This is a genomic window from Clostridium sp. DMHC 10, from assembly GCF_001270375.1.
Taxonomy (GTDB): domain Bacteria; phylum Bacillota; class Clostridia; order Clostridiales; family Clostridiaceae; genus Clostridium_S; species Clostridium_S guangxiense.
On record NZ_LGVB01000015.1, the window covers coordinates 1,067,238 to 1,089,311 of the forward strand.

Here is a 22,074-nt window from a genome sequence, read left to right on the forward strand (position 1 = left end):
AAATTGAAATAAATAAAAAATATATAAAACTATGGAATAATATGTTATAATTATATAGTATGATTTTAGGAAGATTAATTCATTACAGAATTGGAGGGCATACTTATGGACAGAGTAACTTCCTTAAGAGACGTTAAGGAAATTCCTTTTATTATTGTAAGTGATGGTAAAATTATTGAACTTAGTAAGTCTTTTGTTGATATGACGCAGTTTAAAATAGAAGATTTTATAAATAAGGATATTTCGGATGTATTTAAAATTTTAAGAGTCGGTCCAGATGTCAGCTATAAAAATATAGATGATACTGTCGACTATTTTTTGTTTACCAAATCTTTAGAGGTCAGGTTTGTCAATATACAGGTAATTAGTATTTTAAAAGAAAGCATATACTTTTTTTTAGAGAAGCCTAATTCCAGGTTTGATATTAAATTCCCGCTGGCTAATAAATTATGTTTAGATGATTATTATGGAACCAGTATGTATAGTATTCCAGATACGACACTTCTTAATGCTAATGATAAATATATGAGCTTTTTTGATGAACCGTATAATAAAAGAGAAAATTGCATTGGAAAGCATGCATACGAATTTGTAACAGGTCTTACAGAAAGTAAATGTAAAGACATCTGGAGAACCATAATTAAAACTGGAAAGTCGTATAACATTGATATGTATAAATATGAAGGCTTTAATAGAGGCGATACCTACTGGAAGCTTTCAATGATTCCTATTTATGAGGATAATAAAATAAAATATTGTTTTGTAATGGCTACAGAAATAACAGAAGAGGTTTTGCGTACAAGAAAAATTGAGGAACAAGCAAAAATTATCAATCAACAGAACAAGCAGTTAGAAGCAATTATTGATAACATTTCGGAAGAAATATATATTGTAGATAAAGACAGAAATTGTTTAAAGTTAAACAAGGCTTTAAAAAAGAAATATTTATCATTTGAATTTAGTAATTCTAAAGAATATTTAGAGAGAGTTAAACTATATGACTTAATAGGAAATAAAATCGATTTTGATAGTACCCATATTGCAAGGTTAACAAAGGGTGAATCCATAAAGGATGAAATGATTATAATTTATGATCCTAATAAAAGATATTTGTGTGTTAATGCAAAGCCAATACTTGATAATGAAGGAAATTTCAGTGCAGGTATAATGTTAATACAGGATATTACAACAAGGGTTTTACAAGATCAGAAAATTAAGCATCAATATAAAGAACTTAATGCAATAGTTGATAGCATGTCAGATGGTTTAGAACTTGTAAACGATAAAACGAAAATCGCATTTTTGAACCAGTCGGCAAAGGAATTCTTTTATAATCCAGTTGCAAAAATTAATGCTGGTGACTGCTTAAAATATAATAAATACTACTATGGAATTGATGGTGATGAAATTCCACGCGAGGATTTGCCTGCATTTAGAGTTTTAAATAAAGGCAGTTTTCAAAATTATATATTAACAATAGATCGTCCAGATAAAAAAATTTATGCAAGCGTTAATGGAAGTGCTGTTAAAAGCGATAATGATATAGTAAGAGAGGCTATTTTATCTATTAGAGATATAACTCAGCAAATATTGAAGGATAAAGCTATAGAGTATCATCAAAAGGCAATAATACGGTCTGAAAAAGAAAAAAGTGAAGCTCTAGAAAAAGCAATTGAGATGAAGGATGAATTTTTATCGGTAATATCACATGAGTTTAAAACTCCACTTAATGTAATCAATACAGCAATACAAGCTTTAAACTGTCTTTGTGGTAATGAACTATCCGATAAGGCAAAAAATATATAAATATAATAAGGCAAAATATGTTTCGTCAGCTGAGATTGGTAAATAATCTTCTGGATATTACTCGTGCAGACGCAGGTAGAATTAAAATTCACAAAAGAAATATAGATATGGTGTTTTTAACAAATTCAATTGTAGAATCTGTGCAAACATATTCATCTCAAAAGGGAGTTACAGTATTCTTTAAGACTTCCATTAAAAGCAAAATAATTGCAATGGATGATGAAAAATATGAAAGAATACTATTAAATCTTCTCTCAAATGCAATTAAGTTCACTCCTACAGGTAAGATTATAGTTGTAAAACTATGTATTGTAAAAGATAACATATGTATTGAAGTTAAGGATAATGGAATTGGTATACCGAAAGATAAAGTCGATGTTATATTTGAGAGATTTGGGCAAGTTGACAGTTCCTTATCAAGGCAGGCAGAAGGTACAGGTATAGGTCTATCTCTAGTTAAAAAACTTGTTGACGTACTAGATGGCAGTATATCAGTTAAAAGTAAAGAAGGAGAAGGAAGTACATTTACTATTCTTCTTCCTGATGAAACGGTTTTAAAAGAAGATGATATATGTTCAACGGCAGATTTATTGGACAATAGACTTGTGCAAGTTACTACAGTGGAGTTTTCTGATATTTATTTATAATAGGATTATCGTTTTCAATAGATGAATAACTTGGAACTTTAAAATTAGTAAAAAGTTTTTTGTTGTGTACTAAAAAATATCGGAGTTCTATCTGAGGGGAGCAAAGTATGGAAAAGAGAAATAAATATTATAAGTTGGAATGGCAGAAAAACAAAGCTTGATGTGAGAAATTGGGATGAGGCTCATAACTAAGATGGGTAAAGGGATTACCCTTAGTAAAGCAGAATTGAAGCGATTAAAGGACATTTTAAATGAAATTGATATTGATGAACTTAGTATAGAATAAATAATTCTCTTTTTAAAAATACAATTTTGTTTGTACTAGGAATTTCATCAAAGAGAAAAGAAATTATATGTTGATATAAGGGAAAAGAAACCAATATTTGAAAAACTGCAATAGAACACTGCACCATAAAGAATGCAGTGAAGAGATAGAAATACGATATTATTGCAAAAATGTGATAAATATCTTTCTGATAATGAAATGGAGATAAAATAGAGGAGCGATTTATTTGGTGTTTTAGAACTTGTTAAAAAGCAAAGAGAAGAATATGCTTATATAAAACCTTGATTATTTAATTTAATAAATTATTTATTAAAAAAGATAAAGTTGAAAAGAGGAGTTTAAAACGTGGCATATAAGTATATATTATTTGATGCAGATGATACAATTTTAGATTACGAAAAAGCTGAAAAGTTTGCTTTAAGCAGAACCTTTGAGAATATTAATTTTAACTATAATAAATGCATTTTGGAAAAATTTAGCGATATATGTGATAAATTATGGCATGTATTTAAATTGGACGAGCCATTAGATGAGTATGTGCAGATAAATTATCATGATTTATATTATAAGTATTCTGTGGAAAGATTTAAAAACTTGAAAGAATTACTTGGCATTAATATTTCTGAAGATCTGCTAAGTGAAAAATATCTTGATTCATTTTCACAGTGCAGTTTTCTTGTTGAAAATGCTGAAGACATTTGCAAACAGTTAAGTTTAAAATATAAAATTTTTATAGTTACTAATGGTCTTTCACACATTCAAAAATTAAGAATTGTAAATTCTAAAATAGAACCATATATAACTGATATTTTAATATCTGAAGATGCAGGTTGTACTAAACCAGGTAAAAAATTTTTTTGATTATTCAATAAAAAGAGCAGGAATATCGAATTTATCTGAAATAATAATTGTTGGAGATTCCCTTATAACTGATGTATTTGGTGGAAATGAATACGGAATTGACACTTGCTGGTTTAATTCTAAAGGTAAAATTAATAAGCTTAAAATACAACCTAAATTTGAGATAAAAGAATTGAATGAATTGCTAAATATAATATAGATAAATAAGCTGGAAGATTAAAATTACTAATACCAAATTCTAGTTTGATAGCATTTTTATTTTACATAAGTATGTGGCTTTTGATGATTTAACTAAAAATGCAATAGTTGTAACTGGCAGTAGGGGAAACAAAGTGAATGTATCTGTAAATTTGGGCAGCGATAATAAATCAGTTGTAGTAGGAGCACCTGAAGCTGGAGCAAAGTATGAGCTTATGGTTGGAAATGGCGTACATAGTGTAAATGGAAAAAAATAAGTGAACAAGCTAAATGGATTTTTCTATAAAGAATGATGTAGAAGAAAAAGGAAATACAAATGGGAATATATCTAATGGTGGAGAAACTTGTGAGAAAGATGGATTTGTTTATTATAGTGGTGCTTATAGCGGGTTATATAAAATTTTGTTGCCATCGTTTATACATGGTATACTTGATTTAAAATGACTATTGTGTTGTTAAATAAGGAGTAAAAACATGAACGGAACTATACAAAAAATTGAAATAAGCAGCTTTAATTGTGAAATATATCTTCCAGAGCAATATAATGTTTCTGATGAAAAATATCCTGTAGTGTATGTAAATGGGGAGAAAGACATAAGCGAAATCATGAATAAAATAGAACTTCATTTTAAGCACGATTGTCAGCCATTTATACTTGTAGGTATTGAATCCCACAATTGGAACAGTGATTATACTCCATGGCCAGCTCCTGCCTTGACAAAGAAAGCAGAAGCTTTTAAAGGAGAAGCGGATAATTATTTGTATAAGCTTATTTATGAGGTGAAACCTTTTATAGATGAAAACTATAGAACAAAGCCAGAACCGCATAGCACTGTAATTGTAGGTTATTCTTTAGCAGGTCTGGCTGCATTATATACACTTTATAAAACTTCATCTTTTGGAAAAATCGGAAGCATTTCAACTTCAATGTGGTATGACGGCTTTATAGAATTTATGGAAGCTAATAGACCTGTAAGTAATAAAGCAAAGGTGTATATGTCTCTTGGAAAGGCAGAGGAAAAAAGCCGAAATCAGCGCATGGCTAAGGTTGGAGATTGCACTCGAAGGGCTTTTCACATACTTAAAAGTCAGCTTTCGGTTAAAGAAAATTTAACTTTTGAGTTGAATAATGGTGGGCATTTTATGGATATACCTAAGAGATTTGAAAAGGCTTTACTATGGCTAATGAATTAAATTATAAGATGGATTTGTTTAAAACTATTTGATGCAGCATTTATTTTAGAATAATGCTTAAAGTATTGGGCACACTAGATTATAAAATAATTAAAAATATAATTTATTATGTTGGGAGGATATGTTATCATGTCTGTATTAAATAGAAAATTAGTTGTAAAGGCTGCAAGTGTTTTTTCTTTAATCTTCTTAGTAGCTGCACCAATACTCAAAAATCATCTATGAATAATGAGTCAAGGAAAATCAAAACCGATATCAACAATATGTCTAACAAGTCTTACATAAATAAAACTAATCAAAAGCAGCAAAAAAATGCTGCTCAAAATGCAGTTCTTGGAGATATTAGAACACTTTCTGCTCAAGGAAAAATAATTAATTCTGAATACCCTGTTAAGGATACAAACATCAGTACTGTTGAAAAAAAATGGGGTAAAGCTGATAAGTCAGCTTGGATATCAAGTGCTAAGGGATTGTACTCAACTTATTCAAAGCGTAATGTTATTTTTGGATCAAATAAAGGCGGTCAAATTTTTGAGGCTAGGTCACTTGATTCAAAGCTAAGAAAAATCTCACTCTCCATGGTAAAGTCTATTTATGGAACTTCTCAGCATGATGTAAAAGCTGGTGGAGAAGAAACTATAGGTTACACTATTGGGAAGGATTATAAGCTTTTATTTGTATTTCCTGAGCCTACAAAAAATACGCCAGATCCTTTAATGCGTAGCTATTCTGTTTTATATCCAGCAGGTACAGTTAATTCTATGGCAAATGATCCAGGAAGACAGTGGTAGTAAGAAATTATTATAAATAAGTTACAGAAATACCTAAGAGATTTGAAAGTGCAATACTTTGGTTAATAAAATAACTTTGTCAAAAAATAAAAAGCGGATTGTTTTTAATCCACTTTTTATTTTTTAATTTTCAAGAGCTTTTTCAAATACTTTTTTTACTATATCCTTTGAAGGTACTCCTTCGTGAACTTTTATGTCATCTACATAATATGTAGGCACATAGTAGTAATCATATTTTTTTGAAATCTCTGGTTCAAGTTCTTCATCAATTATTTTAACATCAATATCTTGATATTTAGGATTTTTACTTTTTAATGAATCCATAATTGACATAGCTTGCTTGCAGTATGGACACCAGCTGGTTATGAACATTGTTACAGGTTTCATATTATTCACCACCTATATAAGCATAATAATTATTATAAGATATATATTACAACTTAATCATAAGATAAAAATTATATTTTTCAATATAAATTTATTAGAGATTTAGAATTTTTAAACATATCTTTAAATTGATGACCGCATCCCATTAATTCTCCCATTACTTTATCAATACACTAATCTGGTTTAGACCAGTTTTCTCTGTTTACACCTTGTGTTTCAGTAGGACAAATAACAAAATCCGTCTTAGGATAATATAATTGATAATACATTAGAGTTCTTTTTTACATTTATAATCTTATTATATATTTTTGAATACTAAGTAAATATTTTATATGAAAAACAAAAGTTACAAAACGGTTAAAAATATTTTCTATTTGGTACAATAATGGTTAAAAATAAATTAAAGGTGTAATATATATTAATGTAATTTTAGGAGGGAAATATCATGAGATTATTTAATAGAAAAACAATTGTAAAGTTTTCAATTGCTTTATCACTGCTTTTTATTGTAGGCTGTTCAAGTCAGAATAAAACTTCTAATAATTCTGTAAATAAGGACAAAAATCAGGCTAATAAGGTAAATTCTAACGGATCTTCTTCAAACTATGCTCTTAAGAATAATGTTTCTGAAAGTAGTGAAAAACAAAAAAATCAAAATAATGCTTTACAAAATGAGCTCCTTGAGAGCATTAAAAAATTTGCTGTGCAAGGAAAAATCATTAATTGTGAGTACCCTGTTAAAACCACAAAATGTTTATAGTGTAGAAGAAAAATGGGGGAAGGCAGATAGTTCAAATTGGGTAACAAGTGCTAAAGGGATGTATTCAACTTATTTAAAGCATAGTGTGATTTTTGGTTCCAATAAAGGAGCACAGGTGTTTGAAGTTAGATCACTCGATAGTAAGTTAAATAAAATATCACTTTCCATGGTAAAAGAAAAATTTGGAGTTCCTGAGCATAAGGTGCTAGCTAATGGAGAGGAAATAATAGGCTATGTTGTAAGTAAGGAATTCAAAATCTTGTTTGTATTTCCGAAACCTACAAAAAATGTACCAAATCCTTTTATGCGTCACTATTCTGTTTTATATCCAGCAGCTACTGTAAATTCTATGGCAAATGATTCAGGAAGACAATGGTGATATATTTTAGTAAGGCTGCGTTTTAAAAGAATGTTGATAAAAATTTATGTCACTAATGGAAACTAAGAATTGCTCGTTTATAATTTGCTACTCATTTAAATGCGTCGTTATGATGCTTAAATAAATGGATTTGTATGTCGTTATAGAAAACTATGCAAATTGTAAGTTGCAATTCTAAGTTCCAACATATAATATCAAAATTAAATAGCACACTCTCCTGCAAGTTTCATAGTATATACAAACAAAAGATGTAAAGTGGGAAATATATGGATGAGGAGAAGGTGTTATTTTTGGGGATTGTGCAATTTTTAATAACGTTTTTTGCAATCCTTGGTTTAGCTTTAACACTAAGCGCTGATGATTTTTCAGTTGGTGTAGCTTATGGTCTTTTTAAAACACGCCTACCTTTTAAATCACTAATGATAATGGTGTTGGGATCTGCAACATCTACCTATGGCATAATGCTAATAGGTAAATTTATTTTTACTTCTATGCCAGATTATGTAACTGATTGGTTAAGTGCAATTATATTAGGTGCAGTAGGATGTAAAATGATATACGATGGGTGGAAAGAAAGAAGTACTCCGGCTGAATTAATTAAAACTGAACACATCTATTCAAGTAATTTGAAAACAGCTAATTTTTTGGAAGCGTATTTGGTTGGAGTTGGATTAGGAGTTGATGACTTTGCTCAGGCTTTAGGTTTAGCTGTAGCAGGTTTCCCAATTATCTTAACTGTATGCTTATTGGAAGTTGCAGAAGTAGTTGCGCTTTTGAGTGGTAATTTTTTAGCACTCAAAGGGTTTTCAAAAAAGATTAATGGAAAAATATCTATAATACCAGGTGTTGTACTATTATTAGTTGCATTATACCAGGTATTGTTTTAAGACACATTTTTATAGTAAGTCATATATTCTCTTACTATATTTAATGAATTTAATTAGAAATGCATCTAAATTGAGGCGGGATGAAATCCATCTTTAATTTAGATGTATTTTTATATGAGAAATTTTATCATAACATAAAATTATTTTATCCTAAGTTAATAGAATAAAAAATAATACAAATACTATTTATGAAAGGAGTAGTATATATGAACCAATCGATTAATAGTAGAGAATATGGGAAAAAATTTAATTAATAATAATATTAAGAAACTTGAATTAAAATGGGTGAGTTACACGTTTATATTAGTTATTTTGCTGTAAAGGGTAATAACGAAGAGCAATAGGAACATTAGAGCTTACACAAAATATAAGACCAATAAAAAAATTGAGGAAGAAAAAGGTTGATGTCGTACTAATTGATAAGGAGGAAGTAATGATAGTTTCTGAGAGTAAAAATGAAAATTACTGCACTGAAATTTCAAATGGAAATGCATTTGTTTTTTCCGATGTAACAGAAAAAGGAGGTGGAACAGGGCAATATTTAGCACCACATGATTTGCTATGTGCTGGTTTTGCCTCGTGTCTTAATATTACGACTAGAATGGTGCTGGATCGAAAAAATATAAAATATGAAAAAGTAATTGTTAAAATAGATTTAGATAAAAGTGATGAAAATAAAACTAAATTTCTTTATTCAGTTGACATTTTAGGTGATATTTCTGATGAAGCAAAGCAGCACATATTAGATATAGTTAAAAATTGTCCTGTGAGAAAAACCTTATCTAGACAAATAGAATTTCAGGCTATTGACTTTTGACAAAATAATGATAGAATCAAATTATAATATTAGATTAATAAAAAATAGCAGTTGATTTTGATGAAATGTATAAATATTCGATATAATTTTATGCTATTTCGAGTTTTGCGTTTGAAGTTAAGATGGTTTTAAAGATAAAATGCTTGAAACTTCAAAATTAATTTGTATTAAAATGCCGTTTTATGGGCATTTTGATACAAATTAATTTTGGTAGTTGAAATGGTTTATCTACACGCCAGCTTAACTTTTATTTATATATATGATTTGAATAAATATGTAAGACTATGCTTAAAATAATTAATTGTTTTAAACATAGCTATATATAGAAGAAAGGAACGTGTTAATGTATGCATCTAACACCTAAAGAAATGGAAAAATTAATGCTTCATTATGCTGCGGAATTGGCCAAGCAAAGAAAGGCTAGAGGCCTTAAATTAAATTATCCAGAAGCTATAGCACTTATAAGCTCGGAATTAATGGAAGCGGCAAGAGATGGAAAAAGTGTAAGTGAGCTTATGCAGTATGGTACTAAAATTTTAACAGAGGAAGATGTTATGGAAGGTGTAGCTAGCATGGTTTCAGAAGTTCAAATAGAAGCAACCTTTAAAGATGGCACTAAGCTTGTTACAGTACATAATCCAATTAAGTAAATTTAATTAGTAAATCGCCATTTGTTTATCATAAAATTCCGATGTTTTCACGAATTTTATGATATAGATAAATCGCTTCAACTATTGAAATTCATGTGCACCAAAATGCCCAGAAGACGGCATTTTGGTACAAATAAATTTCAAGTTTAAAGGTGATTTATCTTTAAACAAATGGATGATTTTCTTTAAAATTTTTGTGATAGGAGTGTTAATTATGGTACCTGGTGAAATTATAGTAAAAAATAAAGAGATAGTTTGTAACGCAGGAAAAAGAACTAAAAAAATCACCGTTTCAAATACAGGAGACAGGCCAATTCAAGTTGGCTCACATTTTCACTTTTTTGAAGTTAACAAGGCACTTGAATTTGATAGAAAAGCTGCTTTTGGGATGAGACTTGATATAGCTTCTGGAACAGCAGTAAGATTTGAACCTGGAGAAGAAAAGGAAATTACTCTCGTTGAAATTGGTGGAAATAAAGAAATACACGGTTTTAGTGGACTTACTGAAGGAAATATAAGTGATGATAAAGTAAGAGAAAAAAGCTTTAAGAAAGCTAAAGAATTAGGCTTTAAGGGGGCGGAATAATTGAGCTTTAAAATTTCAGGCAAGGATTATGTAAATATGTATGGACCAACTACAGGAGATAAAATAAGACTTGCAGATACAGATCTTATAATTGAGGTTGAAAAGGACTATACCGTTTATGGTGAGGAGTGTAAATTTGGCGGTGGAAAAACACTAAGAGATGGTATGGGACAATCGGCAGTAGCAGATAGAGATGAAGGTGTTCTTGACTTAGTTATAACCAATGCTCTCATAATAGATTACTGGGGAATTGTAAAAGCTGATATAGGAATAAAGGATGGAAAAATAATTGGCATAGGTAAGGCTGGAAATCCATCTATAATGGATGGAGTAACTCCTAATATGATAGTTGGGGCAGCAACAGAAGCTTTAGCTGGAGAAGGACTTATAGTAACAGCGGGAGGAATAGACTCACATATACATTTTATATCTCCACAGCAAATAGAAACTGCACTTTACAGCGGAATAACAACTATGATAGGTGGAGGAACTGGTCCCGCAGATGGAACTAATGCAACAACATGTACAACAGGCTCTTGGTATATTGAAAAAATGCTTGAAGCAGCGGAAGCTTTTCCTATGAATCTAGGATTTTTGGGAAAAGGAAACTGCTCATCAGAAAAAGCTCTTGAAGAACAAATAGAAGCAGGAGCTATTGGACTTAAACTTCATGAGGATTGGGGAAGTACACCTAAAGCAATAGATACATGTCTTACTGTTGCAAATAAATACGATGTTCAAGTAGCAATACATACAGATACTCTTAATGAAGGTGGATTTGTAGAGGATACTATGAATGCAATAAATGGGAGAACTATTCACACATATCATACGGAGGGTGCAGGTGGAGGTCATGCTCCTGACATAATGAAAGCAGCGGCTTTCCCAAATGTACTTCCATCTTCAACTAACCCAACAAGACCATATACTGTAAATACAATAGATGAACATTTGGATATGCTTATGGTATGCCATCATTTAGACAGCAAGGTTCCAGAGGATGTAGCTTTTGCAGATTCAAGAATTAGACCAGAAACAATAGCTGCAGAGGATATACTTCATGATATGGGGGTATTTAGCATGCTTAGCTCAGATTCTCAGGCTATGGGAAGAGTTGGAGAGGTTATAATAAGAACTTGGCAGACAGCTGATAAGATGAAAAAGCAAAGAGGAGCTTTGAAAGAAGAAACTGGAGATAATGATAATTTTAGAGTTAAGAGGTATATTTCAAAATACACTATAAATCCAGCTATAACTCATGGAATATCAAAATATGTTGGCTCAATTGAAGTAGGAAAATTTGCAGATTTGGTCTTGTGGAAACCAGCAATGTTTGGAGTTAAGCCAGAAATGATTATAAAAGGTGGCTTTATAACTGCAGCTAAAATGGGTGACCCTAATGCTTCAATACCAACACCTCAGCCAGTATTTTATAGAAACATGTTTGGTGCTTTTGGAAAAGCTAAGGGAAAGACATCAATAACTTTTGTTTCAAAAGAATCAATTAAAAATGGAAACATAAAAAAATTACATCTTGATAAACTTGTATATCCCGTACAGGACTGTAGAAGTATAGGAAAAAAGGATATGATATTAAACGATAAATGTCCTAAAATAGATGTGGACCCAGAAACCTACGAGGTAAAGGTTGATGGTGAAAAAATAATATGTGAACCTATAGAAGAAGTAGCATTAGGACAGAGATACTTCTTGTTCTAGGAATTATTATATTAGCGGAAAGAGTTGGAGTATATTTATTGAGGTTATACAAGTAATCTAGAAAAATTCAGAGTACAAAGTACAGAGTACAGAGTACAGTGAAGGATGATTTATCTTCCTTGCGTCGGATAAATCTATAAGTTAATAACTTCAGCTTTGCTGAAGGGATATGCTATGGGTTTGGGCGATTAGCCATTAAGTTTTAAAATTTTCTGCGTTAGCGGAAAACTAACCATCACTGTACTCTGTTATCTGTACTCTGCCTAAAGGGGTGGTTAAAATTTTGATAATAGAAAAAATACTTGGCAATTTAAAAAATGTAGAAGTGAATAATAGAAGGCTTGATACTGTTGATGTGGAATGGTATGAAGTAAATAAAAAAATATTAAAAAAAGATACTACTTCTGGAAAGGAAATAGGAATAAGGCTTTCAGAACTTAAAAAAATAAATGATGGTGATATACTTTATATGGATGAAAATGAGGTTATAGCTGTAAATATTCCTGAAAGTGAAGCTATATTAATTGAGCCTAAAAATATGGTTGATATGGGAACAATGTGCTATGAAATAGGAAATCAGCATGTGCCACTTTTTTTAACAGAAAGCAGCATAATGATTCCATATGAAAAACCTTTGATGGAACTTTTAGAGAAAAAAGGATTTAATCCTAAAAAGGAAATGAGAAAGCTTGTAAATGGCGTTGAATGTCATAAGCATGCTCATAACCATCATGAGCATGAATAGTACTTTTTTTAAGCTGCTTCAGGTAGCTGATTCCATATTTCCTATAGGAGCATACACTCAATCTAATGGGCTTGAAACTTATGTTCAAAATGGAATAGTTAAAGATGGAAAAACAGCTAAAGAGTATCTTTGCAATATGCTTTCATATGGAATTAAATATACAGATGTTCTTGCACTTAAATTAGCTTATGAATATACCTTAGATAAGGATATTCATAAATTAATAGAACTTGATCAAATACTTTATGCACTTAAGGCACCTCGTGAAGTTAAAGAGGGAAGTGCTAAAATGTGTGCAAGATTTTTAAAAATTTCTGAAAAGTTTGGTCAAAAAGAAATGCTTTTAAAGTACGCTGAGCTTATAAAGCAAGGAAAATGTATAGGTCAGCACAGCATTGTGTTTGGCATGTTTTGTGCAGAATATGGTATTGATAAAATGGAAAGTATAAGTGCGTATTTGTATAATTCTGCGTCCTGCATAGTAAATAACTGTGCAAAGCTTATTCCACTTGGGCAAATGGAGGGTCAGCTTATACTTTTTGAGAGCAGTGAGTTATTAAAAAATATAGCCGAGGAAATAAAGGATTTAAGTTTAGATGACCTTGGAAGGTGTACCATTGGTTTTGATATAAAGGCAATGCAGCATGAAAATTTGTATTCTAGACTGTACATGTCATAGAAGCAGAGTAAAGAGTACAGTGAAGGTGGAGTTATCTTCCTTACGTCGGATAAATCTTTGAACTTAAGGAATGCTTCATGTTTGCCTAAGCAAACGAAATAAGTTTTAAGATTTTATGCGTTAGCGGAAAATCAACCTTCATTGTGCATTGTGAATTGATTAAGGAGGTAGAAATGGGTTGCGTTAGAATTGGTATAGCGGGTCCTGTTGGTTCAGGTAAAACTGCTTTAATAGAAAAGTTAACAAGGGAAATGAGTAAAGATTACAGCATAGGTGTTATAACTAATGATATATATACAAAGGAAGATGCGGAATTTTTAGTTAAGAATAGTGTTCTTCCAGCTGAAAGAATAATAGGTGTAGAAACAGGAGGATGTCCACATACAGCTATAAGAGAGGATGCATCAATGAACCTTGAAGCTGTAGATGAGCTTGTGAAAAAGTTCTCAGATATAGAAATAGTATTTATAGAAAGCGGTGGAGACAATCTTTCAGCAACTTTTAGTCCAGAACTTGCGGATGCAACTATATATGTAATAGATGTTTCTGAAGGAGATAAGATTCCAAGAAAAGGTGGTCCTGGTGTTACACGTTCGGATTTACTTGTAATAAATAAAATTGACCTTGCACCATATGTTGGAGCTAGTCTTGAAGTTATGGAAAGAGATTCTAAGAAAATGAGGGGAAATAAGCCTTTTATTTTTACTAATTTGAATGAGAAAAAAGGACTTCAAGAGGTTATAAACTGGATTAAGAAAAATGCGTTATTAGAGGACTTATGATGAATCATTATAGTAAGGAAAGTGTACTTAAACTTGAAACAAAAGTAAAACATGAAAAAACAATACTTAGCGATAGTTATTTTACACCGCCATTTAAACTTTTAAAGCCTTTTTATGGTGAAAACAATATTATGAGATTGTGTCTTGTAAATGTATCTCCTGGTATTCTTGAAGGAGATAATTATAATCTAACTGTAGACATGAAAAAAGAGTCTTTTTTGGAACTATACTCTCAATCCTACAGTAAAATTTTTAAGATGAACGGTGGGTTTGCAGCTCAAAAAGTAGACATTAATATGGAGGAAGATTGTACTTTAGCATATATGTTAAAGCCAACGCTTCCTTATGAGGATTCTGATTTTAGAGGAGAAACTAATATAAGGCTTTCTAAAAATTGTAAGGTTATATTTAGAGAAATAATTTCCTGCGGGAGATACAAGAAAAATGAAGTTTTTAGCTTTAAAAGTTTTAAGTCCAGAACAAAGATATTTTATGATGATAAGTTAATTTTTATGGATAATACTGTGCTAATACCAAAGGAACAACAATTAAATAGTATTGGGCTTTATGGTAAGTTTACTCATCAAGCTAATATGATAATAATAAGTGAAAAAGTAGATGAAAATTTTAAAATGTCACTTGTAAAGCTACTTGATCAATTTCAAGATATAAATTTTGGTGTAAGTATGAGCTTTAAATTCGGTATATTAATAAGAATACTTGGCAGTGGTTCAGAAAAATTAATTGATGTTACAGAAAGTATATATCATGAATTTATGAGTTTGTGGAACTTCTAAAGATAAATCATCTGAAAACTTGAAATTTATTTGTACCAAAATGCTGTCTTCTGGGCATTATGGTACAAATAAATTTCAATAGTTGAAGCGGTATATCTATAGAAGTTCCATAAATTATTTTTTAATAATATTGTGAAAAGAGCAATTGCTTTAAATTTTACCTCTATAGTTATATAATGATAGAATGAAAAGCTTAATGAATAAAACTTACAGGGGATGAGATTATGGGTGAAGATGAAATTGATAAGAAAAATGATTTGGCTTTGCTAAAGTTTGACAAAGCAGCTTTAGTAAAAAAACTTAAGAAAATTGAAGCTAGATTTGATGATATTTGTAAGGAAAATAAATACAATTATTTTGAAATGGACAGATATATTTTAAAGGCATCTACAGAAAATATCAAATTTTACATATCAGTGCGAAAAAATAAGTTTAGGCTTAAGATTAGAGCTTTTAACGATGAAGTTTATTATTTAGATGAACTTATTGATTTAGAGTATGATAAAGATTTATTAAAAGCATTGTTTGAATTATACAGTAATATTGATACTATTTTAGGTTGTAATTTAGAAGTTTATTAAGTGAATTTTAATATATAATTGGAGTGTGAAAGCTAAATAATGATAGTTAGTGCAAGTAGGATAACCGATATTCCTGCTTTTTATAGTGAATGGTTTTTTAACAGAATAAAAGAAGGTTTTGTATATGCAATCAATCCATTTAACAGAAAACAGATAAGCAAAGTTGAACTAACACCTAAAGCAGTGGATTTATTTGTATTCTGGACCAAAGATGCAGAGCCAATGCTTAAAAGGTTAGATGAGCTTAAAGAATTTAATTATTACTTTCAATTTACTATTGAATGAATTTTATACTAAGGAATATCATTACAGATGGTTTGAAAAATTTTGCAGAGAACTTTCGGGATATACTAAAAAATGTGTAATATCAAGAGTATAGACATAGGTGAGTATAATACTTGCAAACATAATTGTTTGTATTGCTATGCAAATTTTAATTATAATACAGTAGAAAAGAACTATTCGATGCATGATTCAAAATCAAATATTTTAGCTTTACACTTAATTGGAGATGAGAAAATTACTGTGAGAGATATGAAATCTATAAAGTGTGAAGCTAAGCAAATAAAGTTGTAAATATCGCATGTCAAAATAAATGTATAATGTATGGAGGAGCTTATATGAATTTGATTAAAGAACAATTATTAAAGCTAGAAAATGATTTATTACAGCCAGAAGTAAGAAATTCAACAGAAAAATCAAATGAAATACTTGCAGATGATTTTATTGAATATTGTAGTTCTGGTTATGAATATCATCAGAATAAAGAAGAAACTATAAATGGGCCGATAATTTCAAATAAAGTGTATGGCAAAATAATTGATTTTGAAATAAAAAAACTTTCCGATGAATATGTACAAGCGACATACAAAATGATAAAAAATGATGAACCAAATGAAGATAGAAGATACTCTCTTAGAAGCTCAATATGGAAATATATTGATGGAAGTTGGAAGATGATTTTTCATCAGGGGACGCTAGTTCCCAAATCAAATTGGTTGAAGATGGGAAAAAAGAATGAATAAGATAATAGCCAAATTAATTAAAAATTTTAAGGAAACTTCTAATTTGAAGTTTCCTTAATTAATGTGTTCTGTTTTTTAAGAATCTATAGTAAGTTATCTGAGCTTTTTCCTAAATGTATCATGTTAAGCACTAATATCCTCCTTATATGAATTACTTTTCTTCTTAGAAATATTTTTGATTGCAGCTGGAAGTGCTATTAGTGCAGGTAAAAACAGAGGTAGTAGTATAATTGAAAGAGCTATTAAGCCGACAACTACTGCAATGGCAAGCTGCGTTAAAAGTTTAACTCCTGCTGGAACGAGTGTTACAAAAGTACCTCCAAGAATTAAAGCAGCGGACATAACAACTGTACCTATGTGTTTAGAAGCTAAAACTATGGCTTCTTTAGCATCCATATCTTTGTATTCTTTAAATCTCATCATTAAGAATATGCTGTAATCAACTCCCAGTGCTACAATCATTACAAAGGAGAAAAATGGCACATTCCAGGATACTCCATCTAACTTGAAAATATTAAATACTACAAAGTTTAAAACGGAGGAGGATATATAGTAAGCTGCCATTAATGCTGCGGATATATAAAATGAAATTAATGGAGATCTTATTACTATTAAAAGTATTACAAATATACTAGCCAAAACAATTACTTTCATTGTATTTAAATCGCCTGTAGCTGTTTTGTTTAAATCATAGTCCGAAGCGCTTGTTCCAGAGGTTCCAAACTTAGCATTTCTAAGGACGGTACCTTTAAGTATGCCTGGAATTGTATCGTTAATTTCCTTTGTTGTATCCATAGCTTTTGCTGAATATGGATCAGCATCTAAAACAATTGTTAGTTTAGTTATTGTTCTGCTTTTGTTCATATACATATCTAAGGCTTCTTTTATTGAGGCATTGCTAAAAGTTTCTTTTGGTGCAAAAAAGTCATTAGAATTATTAAGTTCCTGCATATAATTGTTAGTTTTTGAAAGTCCGTTTGAAATTTGAGATAATCCATTGCTGCTTTTGTTTAAGGCATCTTTAAGCTGAGGAACACTTGATCCAAGCTTATTTAGCATACTGTTAAGTTGTGTTTGTCCAGCCTTAACTTGATCCAAACCAGAGTTTAACTTTGCCATATTTTCAATTACCGTATTTTGACCAGCTGCTCCTTTTTTTAGTCCGTCACTTAAAGCAGTCGAGCCATTTTGGAGCTGCGTAAGACCATTTGATAACTCATTTTGTTTAGCATTTATTTGATTTAAATTTGATGTAACTTCACTTAAGCCGAAAGTAAGCTTTGTATAGTTTTGTTTAAAAATGCTAAGACCAGAATTTAACTTTGAAAGACCAGCGTTTATATTGTTGTAGAAAGCTTCAACACCTTGAAAGCTCTTGTCATTTGAAAATCCATAATTCTTTGATAATAAAACCATTAAATCATTCATTTGCCTTACAGCTTGCTGGAGTTCAGTAACATTAGGTATAGCATTTCCAAGATCACTATAACCTTTTTGAATTATTGCTAAGTTGTCAGATAGTTGTTTTGTATATTTTGATATTGTATCCATACCACTTTTGGCTTCAGCTATTCCAGCTGCTATTTTATCAGCACCATCAGCTCCACTTGAAATACCAGAGTTTATTTGTTTAAGACCTGAAGTTATAGCATTTAGTCCATTTTGAACTTTACCTGTTCCTGTTACAAGAGCATCTGTTTTTGATAGATTATTTAAATTTACTGAATTTAAGCTTTCATTAATTTTTCCTATACCATTATTTATGGTGTCAACACCATCTTTAGATTTTGAAAGGCCATCTGACACGGTTTTAGTCTGACTTCCTAGATAAAGTGAATCAATTGGATCAGAAAGTGGCTGGGTAATGCTTGATGCACTTTTAACACCTTTTATATTTTTTAATTTATTTGTCAAGCTATCAATAACTGTAAGTGTGTTATTATTATCCATAGGTTTGCTATTATCAATAACAACTGTTGTAGTAAGTGCTTCACCTTTTCCAAAATTTTGAGTGATTAGATTAAAGCCTTTTACCGAATCTACAGAGTTTCCAAGCTCGTTTACTGTGTCATAGGAAAATTTCTGTGTATTAAAACAAACTATTGGAATTAGTATAAGAATTATAATACTCGAAACTAAAATAGGCTTTTTTACTGAAAATGCAGCTCCTTTAGCCCAAAGCTTGTTTTCACCGTGATTGGTAATTTTTTTAGATGGCCAAAAAAGTTTTGTGCCAAGAATTTTCATTATAATTGGTGTAAATGTGAGTATTTCAAGCAGCAGAACTACAACTGCAATAGCAACACAGTTTGCTGAACGATACAAACCAAATTTTGCTAGAGTTAAACTTAAAAAGGCTACAAATACTGTGAGAATACTAAAGGCTATGGTTTTTCCTGCTGTTTTATATGTGCTTATAATTGCTTCATCTATAGAATCACTGTGTGACATTTCTTCTTTAAATCTGTTAAATAAAAGTATATTGTAATCTGTACCAATTCCAAAAAGTATAAGTACAAGTACTAATTGTGTAAGTGAAGAAATAGGGTAATCAAATCTATAAACAAGCTGTCCTACTATTGCATATGAAACCAAATAGGATATTCCAACTGCAAATAAAGATATAAGCGGTGTTATTACAGATCTAAATAAGATTATTAGAACTATTAAAATGAAAAATATAGTCAAGAGTGCACTTTTATCAACACCAGTGGAAACTGTTCTCATATAATCATCACTTATGAAATCTGTTCCTGTTAGATAATGATTTGATTTTACATTTTTTAGTTTGCTGTTAATTTCATTTTTAATATCTTTTACTTCTCTGCCTTTTTTATTGAGTTTAAAAGTAACCATGAGGGTTTTTTTATCCTTAGATATAAGCTTTGACTTTATAGAGGGGATATTAAAGGGATCAATTAAATTGCTTATTCCAAGAGAACTTTTATCACTTTTTATGTTGTTTATTCCAGCTTCTATACTGTCCATATTACTGGAACTTAACTCATTTTTACTGTTAAATACTATTATGTCTGTGTTCCCAGAGGTCTTATCCATTTTTTTTAGGATATTATCAGCTTTAACAGAGGGGGTGTCGCTGCTTAGATATTGCTGACCTTTTGATCTAAGTACTTTGTTTAAATCTGGTGAGTAAGTTATGGATAATGCTAGGGAAATTATCCATACAACAAATAGGAGCCACCTCATTTTTAATATTTTACGCATAATTTTTCCTCCTTAATGTAATATTTATTATTGTAGTGAACGGAAGTTCATTATTGACTTCAAATAAAATGCAGTTAAAACTGCAAGTGAACTAGCGTTCATTATTATAGCAAAAAATAAATGCTGATTGTGAACAATTGTTCATTATTAGCGTATTAATAGATTACTTGAAATTTGAAAACTACAAATTCCAAGTTTATTCTGACAAACTAAGATTTGACTTAGAGCACAGAGTACAATTGACAGAGGACAGTGAAGGATGATTTTTCTCCGTTATCGCTTCGAAAAATCTTAAATTTAATGTTTGCGCATGGCATAAAATATAGTATTCAGTGCAGCTGACATTATTAAGTTTTAAGATTTACGTGAGCAAAGCAAAATGTAAATCATCCTTAACTGTCAATTGTTCTCTGTCCATTGTCAACTGATTAAATCATACAAAATATTACTTGTAAAATTATAACATCCATCATTTTAAATTTTCAGGTGTCTATCTATAATGATATATATTGTAAAACCTTATATTAAACTTTAGGGCTAAATAGTCTATTCATATCTGTAATATAAAAATACAAAAGTTTATTAATTAGAATCTTTATTTTGTCTCCATCATAGTCCTGCTCTAATATAAAAGAAATTCCTTCAATTAAATCATGTGATACTGTATAAACTATTATTTTTGTATTTTCATCTGTTGTTTCTGCTGTTGGATATTTAATAAATATATCGTTAACTAAAGATATTAATTCTTTTTTAAAGTTTTCAAATTTTGAACCTTTACTTTTATTGAATATAATGAGTAGTTCATTATTTGATTCTTTTACGAAGGATGTTATATTATTTAATATCTCTGTTATGTATTTTGCAATTTCAGGGCAGTTTTCATTTGTACAATTATTTATCTGCACTTGTATTTTAACAACATATAGAAGAAGTTTATTATATACAGGTTCTATTAATGTATTAAAAAGCTCTTCTTTGTTTTTGAAGTATCTATATGTACTTCCTAAAGCTATTCCTGATTTTGATGCAATATTTCTCATTGATGCATCTAAATATCCATTATTTTTAAATTCTATCAAAGCTGATGAAAGTATTTTTTCTCTTACTTCATCTTTTAAATATTGCATTTGTGAACCTCCGTTCATTTTTACTTAATTGTATATCACTTTTGGAAAAATGTAAATAGTTTTTTATAGTTTTGTGATTTTTAGCATTGCTTAAAAGTATATAATGAAAATAACAAAATATAGATGAAAGGTGTGATTAACATAATTATAAAAAAGGATAAAAAGATTTACTTAATTTTATGTGTAATATGCATAATTCTATTTATGGCTTGCGGAAAGGACAATAAGTATGTTGATATTTACAATGTAGTACAAGAAGCCTTTACTACGGATAAGGAATATTCTAATGAATTGTCGAAACATATATCAGAAAAGGTATTTAATCATATAAATGTGTATAAGGTCTATGCGGTAAATGATAAAAAATACAAAGAACCTTTTAAGGTGGATTTTAAACTTAAGGAAAATTCACAAAGTAAAATATTTAATACAGTGTATGTACAAATGACATATTCTGTAAAAATAAAAGATTCGGAAAATAAAGAAGTTGGTGGTTCATGGAATGTACCTATAAAATTTACGGTTAAAAAAGTAAATGGTGCGTGGTATATTAATGACAGGTATGAAGAACCATAGAGAGTAATTTTATAGAGGTGATTTTTTATGTGTGAAATTCGTTATGCTAATGTATATGATGCAAAGGCTTTGGGTGAGATTCATTCTAGTTCCTGGAAGGCTGCATATAAGGGGATAATACCAGACAAAGTATTAGATAATATTACTGCTGAAAAAAGAGAAAAATATTTTAAAAAGGCATTGTCAGAAGAACTTGAAGAGGATGCAATAATATTTGAAGACAATAAGCCAGCTGGGTTTATATGCATTGGAAAGTGTAGAGATAAGGATAAAGATGGTTCTTATGGTGAGATATGTGGATTATATTTGATGCCAGACTATTGGCATAAAGGCATAGGTTTTAAACTAATAAATTGGGGACTAGCTGAACTTTAAAAAAGAAACTATAAGAAAATTACATTATGGGTGCTTGAGGAAAATTTAAGTGCCAGAGGGTTCTATGAAAAAGTTGGATTTAAGTTTGATGGAACGGTTAATGAAATTAATATCGGGAAAAAGTTGAATGAAGTTAGGTATGTAAGAAATTGAGGAGTAAAAATGCAGTTAAGTCCGAGGAGGTTATAAAT

27 protein-coding genes and 2 pseudogenes are annotated in these 22,074 nt (G+C 30.1%); 26 read left to right on the top strand and 3 right to left on the bottom strand.

Annotation, left to right across the window (positions count from 1 at the left end; translation table 11 throughout):
* The first annotated feature begins 105 nt into the window (after positions 1–105).
* The 9 genes and pseudogenes from AGR56_RS06990 (at position 106) to AGR56_RS07020 (ending at position 5,783) form a co-directional block, all read left to right on the top strand.
* Positions 106–1,806 carry a PAS domain-containing protein gene (locus tag AGR56_RS06990; RefSeq protein ID WP_053241660.1) on the top strand — a complete coding sequence of 567 codons (1,701 nt, stop codon included), beginning with the start codon at positions 106–108 and terminating at the stop codon, positions 1,804–1,806.
* A gap of 17 nt (positions 1,807–1,823) precedes the next feature.
* Complete coding sequence (locus AGR56_RS21565; protein ID WP_053241661.1) at positions 1,824–2,453, top strand: ATP-binding protein; 630 nt, start codon at positions 1,824–1,826, stop codon at positions 2,451–2,453.
* A gap of 78 nt (positions 2,454–2,531) precedes the next feature.
* Positions 2,532–2,739, top strand: a pseudogene (locus tag AGR56_RS19415) (PC4/YdbC family ssDNA-binding protein).
* Positions 2,740–3,084: 345 nt separating this feature from the next.
* The gene (locus AGR56_RS07000) at positions 3,085–3,600 is read left to right on the top strand and encodes an HAD hydrolase-like protein (RefSeq protein WP_053241662.1); all 516 of its coding nucleotides are present in this window, start codon (positions 3,085–3,087) and stop codon (positions 3,598–3,600) included.
* Positions 3,563–3,799: an HAD hydrolase-like protein gene (locus AGR56_RS07005; protein ID WP_053241663.1), complete on the top strand. Its 237-nt coding sequence runs from the start codon at positions 3,563–3,565 to the stop codon at positions 3,797–3,799. The genes AGR56_RS07000 and AGR56_RS07005 overlap by 38 nt, the downstream gene beginning before the upstream one ends.
* Before the next feature lie 73 nt (positions 3,800–3,872).
* Complete coding sequence (locus tag AGR56_RS07010) at positions 3,873–4,055, top strand: hypothetical protein (RefSeq protein ID WP_053241664.1); 183 nt, start codon at positions 3,873–3,875, stop codon at positions 4,053–4,055.
* A 13-nt stretch (positions 4,056–4,068) separates the two neighbouring features.
* Positions 4,069–4,242: a hypothetical protein gene (locus AGR56_RS20145; protein ID WP_157055698.1), complete on the top strand. Its 174-nt coding sequence runs from the start codon at positions 4,069–4,071 to the stop codon at positions 4,240–4,242.
* A gap of 30 nt (positions 4,243–4,272) precedes the next feature.
* Positions 4,273–4,992, top strand: coding sequence for an alpha/beta hydrolase-fold protein (locus AGR56_RS07015; protein WP_053241665.1), 720 nt, complete (start codon positions 4,273–4,275; stop codon positions 4,990–4,992).
* Between the two features lie 221 nt (positions 4,993–5,213).
* Positions 5,214–5,783, top strand: a complete 570-nt coding sequence (locus AGR56_RS07020; RefSeq protein ID WP_084756901.1) for a YjgB family protein — start codon at positions 5,214–5,216, stop codon at positions 5,781–5,783.
* 123 nt (positions 5,784–5,906) lie between these two features.
* Here the strand turns inward: AGR56_RS07020 and AGR56_RS07025 are convergent, their stop codons facing one another.
* On the bottom strand, positions 5,907–6,170 hold the full coding sequence (locus AGR56_RS07025; RefSeq protein WP_053241667.1) for a glutaredoxin: 264 nt from the start codon (positions 6,168–6,170) through the stop codon (positions 5,907–5,909).
* A 445-nt stretch (positions 6,171–6,615) separates the two neighbouring features.
* Here AGR56_RS07025 and AGR56_RS20750 point away from each other — a divergent pair, with 445 nt between their 5' ends.
* The 14 genes and pseudogenes from AGR56_RS20750 (at position 6,616) to AGR56_RS07095 (ending at position 16,577) form a co-directional block, all read left to right on the top strand.
* A complete protein-coding gene (locus AGR56_RS20750; RefSeq protein WP_053241668.1) occupies positions 6,616–6,930 on the top strand; it encodes a hypothetical protein in 315 nt (104 codons plus the stop codon).
* Positions 6,896–7,309: a YjgB family protein gene (locus AGR56_RS19420; RefSeq protein ID WP_053241669.1), complete on the top strand. Its 414-nt coding sequence runs from the start codon at positions 6,896–6,898 to the stop codon at positions 7,307–7,309. The genes AGR56_RS20750 and AGR56_RS19420 overlap by 35 nt, the downstream gene beginning before the upstream one ends.
* 266 nt (positions 7,310–7,575) lie before the next feature.
* On the top strand, positions 7,576–8,196 hold the full coding sequence (locus tag AGR56_RS07040) for a manganese efflux pump (protein WP_053241670.1): 621 nt from the start codon (positions 7,576–7,578) through the stop codon (positions 8,194–8,196).
* 433 nt (positions 8,197–8,629) lie between these two features.
* Positions 8,630–9,013 (top strand): OsmC family protein, encoded by a 384-nt coding sequence (locus tag AGR56_RS07045; RefSeq protein ID WP_053241671.1) that lies wholly within the window; start codon positions 8,630–8,632, stop codon positions 9,011–9,013.
* Between the two features lie 347 nt (positions 9,014–9,360).
* The gene (gene ureA / locus AGR56_RS07050; protein ID WP_053241672.1) at positions 9,361–9,663 is read left to right on the top strand and encodes an urease subunit gamma; all 303 of its coding nucleotides are present in this window, start codon (positions 9,361–9,363) and stop codon (positions 9,661–9,663) included.
* A gap of 214 nt (positions 9,664–9,877) precedes the next feature.
* Positions 9,878–10,249 (top strand): urease subunit beta, encoded by a 372-nt coding sequence (gene ureB / locus AGR56_RS07055; RefSeq protein ID WP_053241673.1) that lies wholly within the window; start codon positions 9,878–9,880, stop codon positions 10,247–10,249.
* On the top strand, positions 10,250–11,968 hold the full coding sequence (ureC, locus tag AGR56_RS07060) for an urease subunit alpha (RefSeq protein WP_053241674.1): 1,719 nt from the start codon (positions 10,250–10,252) through the stop codon (positions 11,966–11,968).
* 283 nt (positions 11,969–12,251) lie between these two features.
* Entirely contained in the window at positions 12,252–12,713 is a 462-nt protein-coding gene (ureE, locus tag AGR56_RS07065) for an urease accessory protein UreE (protein ID WP_053241675.1), read from the top strand.
* Entirely contained in the window at positions 12,706–13,392 is a 687-nt protein-coding gene (locus tag AGR56_RS07070; RefSeq protein WP_198149968.1) for an urease accessory protein UreF, read from the top strand. Before ureE ends, AGR56_RS07070 begins: the two co-directional genes overlap by 8 nt.
* A 173-nt stretch (positions 13,393–13,565) precedes the next feature.
* Positions 13,566–14,174 carry an urease accessory protein UreG gene (gene ureG / locus AGR56_RS07075; protein ID WP_053241677.1) on the top strand — a complete coding sequence of 203 codons (609 nt, stop codon included), beginning with the start codon at positions 13,566–13,568 and terminating at the stop codon, positions 14,172–14,174.
* Complete coding sequence (locus AGR56_RS07080) at positions 14,174–14,971, top strand: urease accessory protein UreD (RefSeq protein WP_053241678.1); 798 nt, start codon at positions 14,174–14,176, stop codon at positions 14,969–14,971. The genes ureG and AGR56_RS07080 overlap by 1 nt, the downstream gene beginning before the upstream one ends.
* Before the next feature lie 224 nt (positions 14,972–15,195).
* Complete coding sequence (locus AGR56_RS07085) at positions 15,196–15,552, top strand: hypothetical protein (RefSeq protein ID WP_053241679.1); 357 nt, start codon at positions 15,196–15,198, stop codon at positions 15,550–15,552.
* Between the two features lie 39 nt (positions 15,553–15,591).
* A pseudogene (locus AGR56_RS19425) lies at positions 15,592–16,128 on the top strand (DUF1848 family protein).
* A 44-nt stretch (positions 16,129–16,172) separates the two neighbouring features.
* Positions 16,173–16,577 carry a DUF4440 domain-containing protein gene (locus AGR56_RS07095; protein ID WP_053241681.1) on the top strand — a complete coding sequence of 135 codons (405 nt, stop codon included), beginning with the start codon at positions 16,173–16,175 and terminating at the stop codon, positions 16,575–16,577.
* A gap of 123 nt (positions 16,578–16,700) precedes the next feature.
* Here AGR56_RS07095 and AGR56_RS07100 read toward each other — a convergent pair whose 3' ends face one another.
* Positions 16,701–19,802 carry an MMPL family transporter gene (locus AGR56_RS07100; RefSeq protein WP_053241682.1) on the bottom strand — a complete coding sequence of 1,034 codons (3,102 nt, stop codon included), beginning with the start codon at positions 19,800–19,802 and terminating at the stop codon, positions 16,701–16,703.
* A gap of 524 nt (positions 19,803–20,326) precedes the next feature.
* Positions 20,327–20,932, bottom strand: a complete 606-nt coding sequence (locus AGR56_RS07105; RefSeq protein ID WP_053241683.1) for a TetR/AcrR family transcriptional regulator — start codon at positions 20,930–20,932, stop codon at positions 20,327–20,329.
* Between the two features lie 123 nt (positions 20,933–21,055).
* On the opposite strand from AGR56_RS07105, the gene AGR56_RS07110 reads away from it, so the two are divergent.
* Genes AGR56_RS07110 through AGR56_RS22665 form a run of 3 tightly spaced genes read left to right on the top strand, consistent with a single transcriptional unit; the run spans position 21,056 to position 22,036 of the window.
* The gene (locus AGR56_RS07110) at positions 21,056–21,508 is read left to right on the top strand and encodes a hypothetical protein (RefSeq protein ID WP_053241684.1); all 453 of its coding nucleotides are present in this window, start codon (positions 21,056–21,058) and stop codon (positions 21,506–21,508) included.
* 27 nt (positions 21,509–21,535) lie between these two features.
* Positions 21,536–21,883, top strand: coding sequence for a GNAT family N-acetyltransferase (locus AGR56_RS07115; protein ID WP_242851357.1), 348 nt, complete (start codon positions 21,536–21,538; stop codon positions 21,881–21,883).
* A 30-nt stretch (positions 21,884–21,913) separates the two neighbouring features.
* The gene (locus AGR56_RS22665; protein ID WP_278279587.1) at positions 21,914–22,036 is read left to right on the top strand and encodes a hypothetical protein; all 123 of its coding nucleotides are present in this window, start codon (positions 21,914–21,916) and stop codon (positions 22,034–22,036) included.
* Positions 22,037–22,074 lie beyond the last annotated feature (38 nt).